At 38.9% G+C, this 8,359-nt stretch carries 7 protein-coding genes; 1 reads left to right on the top strand and 6 read right to left on the bottom strand.

Annotated elements, in window-relative coordinates; genetic code table 11:
• Window positions 1-573, top strand: a 573-nt coding sequence (locus I6E85_RS11165) for an IS30 family transposase (RefSeq protein ID WP_197236967.1), incomplete at its 5' end; no start/stop codon positions are given.
• Here I6E85_RS11165 and I6E85_RS11160 read toward each other — a convergent pair.
• The 6 genes from I6E85_RS11160 to bioD all read right to left on the bottom strand — a co-directional run bounded on the left by I6E85_RS11160 (window position 570) and on the right by bioD (window position 8,326).
• Window positions 570-1,025, bottom strand: coding sequence for a hypothetical protein (locus I6E85_RS11160; RefSeq protein ID WP_231621047.1), 456 nt, complete (start codon window positions 1,023-1,025; stop codon window positions 570-572). The genes I6E85_RS11165 and I6E85_RS11160 overlap by 4 nt on opposite strands.
• A 201-nt stretch (window positions 1,026-1,226) precedes the next feature.
• Complete coding sequence (locus I6E85_RS11155; protein WP_024589233.1) at window positions 1,227-1,745, bottom strand: hypothetical protein; 519 nt, start codon at window positions 1,743-1,745, stop codon at window positions 1,227-1,229.
• A gap of 281 nt (window positions 1,746-2,026) precedes the next feature.
• Entirely contained in the window at window positions 2,027-4,255 is a 2,229-nt protein-coding gene (locus tag I6E85_RS11150) for an endo-1,4-beta-xylanase (protein WP_024589232.1), read from the bottom strand.
• Between the two features lie 610 nt (window positions 4,256-4,865).
• A complete protein-coding gene (gene htpX, locus I6E85_RS11145) occupies window positions 4,866-5,729 on the bottom strand; it encodes a protease HtpX (RefSeq protein ID WP_007586783.1) in 864 nt (287 codons plus the stop codon).
• Between the two features lie 212 nt (window positions 5,730-5,941).
• Window positions 5,942-7,513 carry an FAD-dependent oxidoreductase gene (locus I6E85_RS11140; protein ID WP_024589231.1) on the bottom strand — a complete coding sequence of 524 codons (1,572 nt, stop codon included), beginning with the start codon at window positions 7,511-7,513 and terminating at the stop codon, window positions 5,942-5,944.
• A gap of 129 nt (window positions 7,514-7,642) precedes the next feature.
• Complete coding sequence (gene bioD / locus I6E85_RS11135) at window positions 7,643-8,326, bottom strand: dethiobiotin synthase (RefSeq protein WP_024589230.1); 684 nt, start codon at window positions 8,324-8,326, stop codon at window positions 7,643-7,645.
• Window positions 8,327-8,359: the final 33 nt, after the last annotated feature.

Below are 8,359 nucleotides of genomic sequence, written 5' to 3'. Positions count from 1 at the left end.
CACGGTAAGAAATATCACAAGCGCAGTCATGGTAAAACAAACCGAGGGCAAATAAAAAATCGCGTTAGCATTGAAGAACGTCCACAAATAGTTGATGAGAAAGGTCGTATCGGAGATTGGGAAATAGATACCGTCATAGGTAAAGGTCATCGAGGCGCCCTTGTTACCATTGTAGAGCGGGTCACCCAATTCACTGTATCAACTCAGGTGGCAGGCAAAACAGCACAAGCCGTCACTGCGGCGACGATAGAACTATTAAGGCCATATAGGTCAGCGCTTCATAGCATCACGGCTGACAATGGAAAAGAGTTCGCTTATCACGATCAAATCACAGAGGCTTTAAGTGTTCCTGTTTATTTTGCTCACCCTTATCACTCATGGGAGCGCGGATTGAATGAAAACACGAATGGATTACTACGCCAGTATTGGCCGAAGAGCACAGATTTTAAGGCGGTAACACCAGCGCAAGTTATACCAGTACTTGAGCAACTTAATAATCGTCCGAGGAAGACACTTGGATTTGAAACGCCTGCAAAATTGATGCAGGATCACTTGGCGGCTAAAGCCGCCTAAACGTTATGCACTTCAGATTTGAATCCGCGTATTAAATAGTTGCCTAAACTTGATTTTACAATCACTTCTTTGCCTATGGCTTCTTGTAAGCGTGGCGTAGGTAGGCTCGGATGGCTAATTGGTTTTAAGCCCTCAGCTGAGGTAAATAAGTTTATGCAATGCTCTTTAGCGGCAACAATACTTTCGTTTTTACTTTTAATCACATCAACATTATTTAAAAAATGAATTAGTGCTTGGTTAGCTCGATCAAACTCTGCTGATACGTCATCTATATTGCGGGCGGTTGCCCATTTGCGCACAACTATATATTCGTTTTTTTTAACACGAATTAAGCTTATTGAGGCTCCGGTCATTCTGCTATTCCACTCAATGCGGTAGCAATCAGTTCCTAAGCTGTGAAGCAACACGCTCATGCTTCCAAAATCCTTTGTACTTTTATCAATCAAGCTCATTTTCGATCCCTCACTTGCAAGTTACAAGGAGTGTATAAACGATTACTTAAGTAATAAATCATCCATATTCTTAATCGCTCTAGGAAAATGGCTTATATAAATTTTGGATTTAGTGGCTTTTAAGTTAATAACTAATATTACAAACAAAAAAGCGAGTGGTTTAGCTAACTGCTAATAATTAATTTGTAAGTGATTTATAGCTTATTTATAAGCCCAGGCATCGGTTATTGTTACTTGGCAATTGTTATAACTGGCCGCTTGTTTTTGCGCAATACCTCTTACTCTAAAGTTTGTTGAGTCATTAGGAAGTATAAGTAGGTCTTCGTCGGTTATTGATAGCGTATCGACTAGCGTGTTTTGATCTGTTAAAAAATCGACCTTAAACTTTATATTTTTAAACGAAAAGTTTGACTCGTTTTTTACCTGCCCTATGCATGCAACATACAATGCATCGTTTTCATTTTTAGTATGAATTTGGCTAACATTAGCGATTAAGTTTTTTTGTGCTTGATCTTCAAGCCCTGCTACATAAATATTTTGATAAAAAATAAGCCCAAAAATACCAACAATACTAAGTGCTAATGCACCAATAATAATGGGATTGTTTTCTAAGTTAGAGTATTTGGCTTGAAGTGAGGTGCATTGTGGGCATTTTTTAGCCCGTGAATCTATAGCGCTAAAGCACATAATACATTCTTTAGTGTGTTGCACCTTTTCCACTATAATAAGCATCCTTGTTAAGTATTAAATGTTAAGTATTGCTGGCTTTAAAGTATTTTACTTTACTCGTACCTAGTAACCCCGTAAACACATATAGCTTAAAAAAGTAACGATTTTATAAAGCAATACAAATGACTGTATATAAACACAGTGCATGCGGTTTTGGTATTTAAACCCGCATATGCAGCCGATACTAAATTAAAAAGTGCTTATGAAAAAATAGCCCGCATAAAATTATGCGGGCTATTTAATTTAGGCTTAAATACGTTTATTTAAATATATTATTGTTCTAGTAATGTTAGTGATACATCGTCCACATAAAAGTCAGCTGTGATCTCGTTTGATTCAACATAAAGTAAAGCGACACTTTCTTGTGTTGTGATTGAATGCGTGTAGGTACCTGACAACTGTACCCAACTACCCGCGCTTACTGTTTTAACGGGCGTGAGTTCAAGATACTCAGTGCTAGCGTGCTCTATTTGTAGGGTTAGTTTTACCCCTGGTGAAACAGTGCTGGTATCGTCAGATAACTTAATCCATGCAGACACATTATATGTTTCACCTGCTGTAAATAAGCCTTTAACATCTTTTTGAATACCATTCCACGTTTCAGTTCGCCCTTGTACTAAAGCACTATTACTGCCAGTGTGAGCTTGGGTTGCATCTAAGGTTATATTTGTACTTCCGCGCGCTTGCCATGAATCAAGCCCAGCTTCAAAGTCACCATTGGTGAGCAGTTCTGATGAAGGTGTTGGCTCTACTACTTCAATTAGCTCTTTTAATGCATTTGCAAAACCTTGTAACGCTGGCTTTGCTGTATAGTCGTTAAAAAATAAAAGTGGCCATTCTGTAGTAGGCTCTGGCCAGTTTTGTAACCAGCTATCTTCGTCAATTACGCCCCAAATAGTTATGCCACCGCGTTGATCTTCAGGAACAGTTTCTAAATAGGTTTTAACAATATTGTAGTAGTACTGCTTTTGTTCATCCGCTCTTTCACTTGTTAGGTAAGTTAAAGGAATGCCACCTTCGTTGTTCATTCGAACATCTAATTCGGTAATTTTAACTTTAATTTTAGGGCGAATATCGACCACTTTTTGAAGATGAGCTTGTATTGTAGAAATATCAGGGCTGTTGAGTGAAATATGAGATTGAAAACCTATGCCATCAATAGGCACGCCATTATTTTGAAAATCGTTAACCATAGATATAACGGCATCTAATTTTTCGGCGTTCCAAATTAGGTTGTAATCGTTGTAGTATAAATCTGCATCGGGATCGGCAGCTCTTGCGGCTTTATAGGCTAGCGGTAAAAATTCAGCACCTATGTTTTCAAACCACACCGATTCATCGGCACTGTCACTTGTGGTTTTTTCGCCACGGTATTTACCATTTTCCATAAACGCTTCGTTAACTACATCCCAACTCACTACGGTATCGTTAGCGCCTTCTTCTTCAAAATGAGTGGCTATTTGCGTTATGTGATCTTCCATCATTTTTATCCAGGCGGCTTTATCCCCTTGAAAACTTTGCATCCACGGTGCTATTTGTGAGTGCCACACAAAAACATGGCCATGCACGGTGAGTGAGTTGTCTTTTGCGTAGTTTACAAGCTCATCAGAATCATCATAAAAAAATTCGCCTTGGGTAGGTTGTAAATAGGTAGGCTTCATAATATTTTCGGCAGATAGTTGATTAAAGTGTTGTTCAATAATCGTTTTAATTTCTGGTCTATCTATTATGCTGTTACCAAAATCGCCCGCAGGCACGGCAACGCCTATGTTAAAGTTAGGTGCTAAAGCTTTTAAACTTTGTGCTGTTACTTCGCTGTATTGCACATCAGGTATTTCTTCTGCTGGTACATCGTCTAAAATAAAGCCTGAAAACTCGTCTATGTATATAGATTTATTAATGTTTTCTTCTTTTGAAAAGTGAATTGCTAATCTAACTAATGAGTCAGCTTCGGCAGTTGCTGCTGTTAATGTTATTTTTTGCCACTCACCTGTTAGCGTTTCTTTTACTAGGCTAAGCTGGCCGTAATCTGGAGCGGGTGTCTGTATCCAAAAATCGGCACTGGTTCCCACTTCACCTTTGGCCCAAACACTAAACTCGTAATTTTTACCGCCGGTGACAGGAATGTCCTCATAAGCTATTTCAATACCCCAAGGGTTATCACCTAATGTATTAACAGTAACCTGAACCGCTTTAGTGCCTTTGTAAGTATTAACACCTTCTTCTGATTCGATTACTTCTATTGTTGAAGAAGCACTTAATTCTTGATCTGGCCTAAATACCCAATTTCCAACTGGTGTTGTTTGCCCTGCCGCGTCTTCTTCAAAGCTACCATTTATTATTTCAGCCGCTTCTGGGGCGTCAGGTACTGGCGTTTCTGGCACTACAACTTCAGGTGTTTGTACTTCTGGTACCTCAGCGTCGCTATTACTCCCTCCGCACGCCATTAATAGTGACACTAAGGTCACTAAACCGGTGTTACGAAAAATCGATTTTTTCATTTTTTATTCCTTAGACTAAAGCAATAAATGAGTCGTTTAGCAAAATGTTATAATCGTCATCTCAGTGAGTAAAAATGATGCAGTATTTTACATTACTTCAAATATACTTTTATTCAATATGACTACAACTAATTTAATTAAACAAATACTCATCTATTTTTATTATTGTAATATCTCATCAAATTTTAATATCTCCCTTGTGATAAACCACAAAGATAAACTAAAAACCAATGAGTTATAGTTAAGGTTTAAATTAAATTTTTACTGTTCAATATTGTGTGTGTGAATATATCATCATTAAATTAACCTAAAACCAACACTGTTACAGTCTAATTAACAATAACTATCAAGGTTAAAATTCACTCGGTTTTTTATTGGATATAATGGCTTAATAGTAAAATGGATACTTTTACTGAGGTGCTTAGTGGGCTTTGTTATGTAAGCTAATAATAAATCAGAAGGTAAATACAATAAAAAATAAATGGTGTTACCGCTTAGCTAAACCATACAATTTATAGCTTTAATGATATGAATATAAGCAAATTGGTATAAAACAAAAAGCCAGCGATTAAGCTGGCTTATAGGTTTGCTAATTACGTTATTTAGCTAATTATTTACGTAGTGCGTCGATTCGCGCATCAAGCGGTGGGTGCGATGAAAACAATTCAGCCATGCCTTTGCCACTTGCAATACCAAAGGCCATCATTGAGCCTTCTAATTGCGAAGGATGGTTTTGCTTTAATCGCTCAAGGGCTGATCGCATTTTGTCAGCACCAACTAGTTTTGCTGCGCCGCTGTCGGCTGCAAATTCACGTTTACGGCTGTAACTAGCAACCACTATGCTTGCTAGTACACCAAATAATACTTGGAATAACATATCGAATAAGAAGTATGTCCAGCTACTGCCGCCCTCTTCTTCATCGCTATTAATAAAGTTATCTACTATGCCAGCCAATACTTTTGCGGCAAATATTACAAAGGTGTTTACCACGCCTTGTATTAGCGTAAGCGTTACCATGTCGCCGTTAGCAATATGCGATACTTCATGGGCAAGTACGGCTTCGGCTTGATCTTTGGTCATGTTGTGCATTAAGCCTGTGCTTACTGCCACTAATGAGTTGTTTTTACTTGGGCCCGTTGCAAAAGCGTTCATTTCTGGGCTGTCGTAAATAGCCACTTCTGGCATTTTAATACCTGCTTTTTGTGCTTGCGCAGATACCGTTTGTACAAGCCAATGTTCGGTTTCGTTTCGAGGCTGCGTAATTACATGCGCGCCTGTTGATTTTTTAGCGATCCATTTCGACATAAATAACGAAATAAACGATCCACCAAAACCAAATACGGTGGCTATAAGTAAAATTCCGCCAAGGCTACGATGGCTTAAGCCCAGCGCGCTCATTATTATTGAAAGCACTACACCTAATACCAACATAACCGCTAGGTTAGTTAATAAAAACAAAAATACACGTTTCATATTGTCCTCACAAAAATAGTTTTGATCACCGAACATAAAATTAAATTAGGTTAAAGCAATCACTGCGTTATGACACACTATGTCATAACGTTAGCGCTATTTTGTGACAAACTATGTCATAACACAAGTGTTATTTATGTGTTTATTGATAATTTTTTTAGGAAGAGTTTTACAGCAAATTTAAATATGAAGTTTCTTTATAAATCAGCTTATTACAAGCTATGATTTAGCTCTGCCATATCAATTGGAAATCCACGCTCGTGTGCCAATATGCGCGCAACTTCGTCAATTTTTTCGCCGCTATTATGTTTAAGGTACGACCATTGGTGGGTACTGCGGTGATGATTTACAGCAGGATCGCTGCTTATTATTCCTAATTTTATAAACTCACCCACTATTTGATCTGCCGCTATTAACGTTGACGATGCTTTAACATTTTCGGCCCGTGCATAATTAATATGCGAATATAAACTTACATCGGCTACGCGCAAGGTGTCGTCATCACCTGGGATTTGTTGCCCGCCATACAAGGCATTATTTTGTGTATTAGCAGTTTTAAACGCAGGTACAAACTCGGCTACATAATCAATTGCTGTTTGGGTGCGTGTTTGCAAAGCTGCTTCATCCCAGCCATTTTTAATATAGTGCAGGTATTTATTGGGAAGTTTAGGTTGTGCGCTCATTGGCGTTGCATCAGCTAACCCATCATTAAACAATGTAATGTTATTAGTCATGCCATGTATTTGAAAGTAACCATTAGGGTAAGGGGTTAGCTGCGCCATGCCCTCTGGCGTACCACGGTTTCCATAAATAATTATTTCGGGTATTTGCCCACCAGCACCTTGCCAATGAGTAATGTAAGAGGCTTTAAATTCGACCATGCGTTTTACATCTACCCCAACCAGGTCGTCAATAATACCGGTTTGAAAACCACACGCATTAATTAGGTAATCTACCTCAATTGTTTGTGTATTAGTTGAAGTATCAGGTTGTTCATCAAGGCTTGGCTCTGATTGGTATTCAATGCGCCACTTAAGTGTTTGCTTATCATTATTGGTATTTATAACTGGCGATACGTTTTTAACACTGGTGCTTGTTAAAACATGAGCGTGTTTGTACTGTGCAAGGGCCAGTTGAGCACTGGCCGATAAACGAAATATATTCCAGCCATATTCTTGTGCAGCAATGAGCGGAAACTTTAGCTTATTTAAATCTAAATGCTTAGCCACGGGTATCATCCACTCATCTAACGACGTGGGCTTCGCTACTTGTTTTTGCTTAGCAAGCTTTAGCATTTGCTCATAACTATATAACTGATAATAATGCTCTGGCTCGCCTAATACTTTGTTAGCGCTATCTTGCTCAACAAGCTCGCTGTAGGCTTTTACTAATTTATTTAAACGCGGAAATAAATCCTCGGGTGAGTCGTCATCGCGCTTAGGCACTGCAAATACTGTAGGGCGAACATCGATGGTGTGAGGATAAAGACGCGCTATATCTATACATTGCTTGAGTAAATCTATGCAGTCTTCGTCGGGTATTTCACGATATAAGTTGCCACCTGCATGCAAATGGCACATTGGAGGGCCATCAATTAACGACTTTTTCTTTTCAAGTACGTAAGTTTCTAACCCTAACGCAGCAAGCCTAATGGCAATTGTGGCGCCTGCTGTACCCCCACCAATTATGCCTACGCGTTTTTTAGGTAAGCCATAGTTTAGTGCTTTTGGCTCGGCGCTTACGTGCGCATCTGGGGCGTAGCTTTCAATAAATGGGTGCGTCATATAGTCGTTATGTCCTTAGTAACTTAGTAACATTGTTTTTGAGCAAGCTTTGTATTTATAAAGGTTTATATGTGTACTAAGGCTGACTATTTCAAGATTTACCTAACAAAGTAGCTTTTTTAAAACCGCTTAAGTGTTTATAGATAACGCACTAAGCAAGCTTTTGTATATTTGTAACTTAGGAGTTTGCTCGCTGTATGGGCTTATGGCAAGTATTGGGAACGGTAAACGTGCTTTAAGTGAATCAAGGTTTGCTTGGTACTCGTCCATGTTTTTATCGACTTGGTTTGCAATCCAGCCAACGCAGTTTATACCCATACTTTGCATATGCGCAGCGGTTAGTAACGCATGATTTAAGCAACCTAGCTTCATACCAACAACGAGTATTACCGGCATTTTTTCTGCTTTAACCCAGTCGTATAAATACTCCGTATTGTTAATAGGTAACGCCCAGCCACCAGCGCCTTCGGTAAGTATATAATTAGCTCCCTGTTGTTTTACACCTTTATAAGCATCACTTAGTTTATCTACAGTAATACTAACTCCCACTTGCTCAGCGGCTATGTGCGGCGCAATAGGTGGTGCAAACGCAAACGGATTTACTACGTCGTATTTAGCGCTGACTGTTGCGCTTTCCATTAGTATAAGAGCATCGGCGTTTACTAGTTGATCGAATGCCATTTCGCAGCCAGCAGCAAGGGGTTTAAAGCCAATAGCTTGTTTTTTATGTTGGGCAAGTAACTTTAATAGCAAACTGGTAACGTGGGTTTTTCCGGCATCGGTGTCGGTGCCTGTTATAAAAAATTCTTTCATTACTTTGCCTTATGATCTGAATCTAACTTTGGT

Source organism: Pseudoalteromonas sp. NZS71, from assembly GCF_015864715.1.
In the GTDB taxonomy this organism is placed as follows: Bacteria; Pseudomonadota; Gammaproteobacteria; order Enterobacterales; family Alteromonadaceae; genus Pseudoalteromonas; species Pseudoalteromonas arctica.
This window is presented reverse-complemented; position numbering and strand designations above follow the sequence as displayed.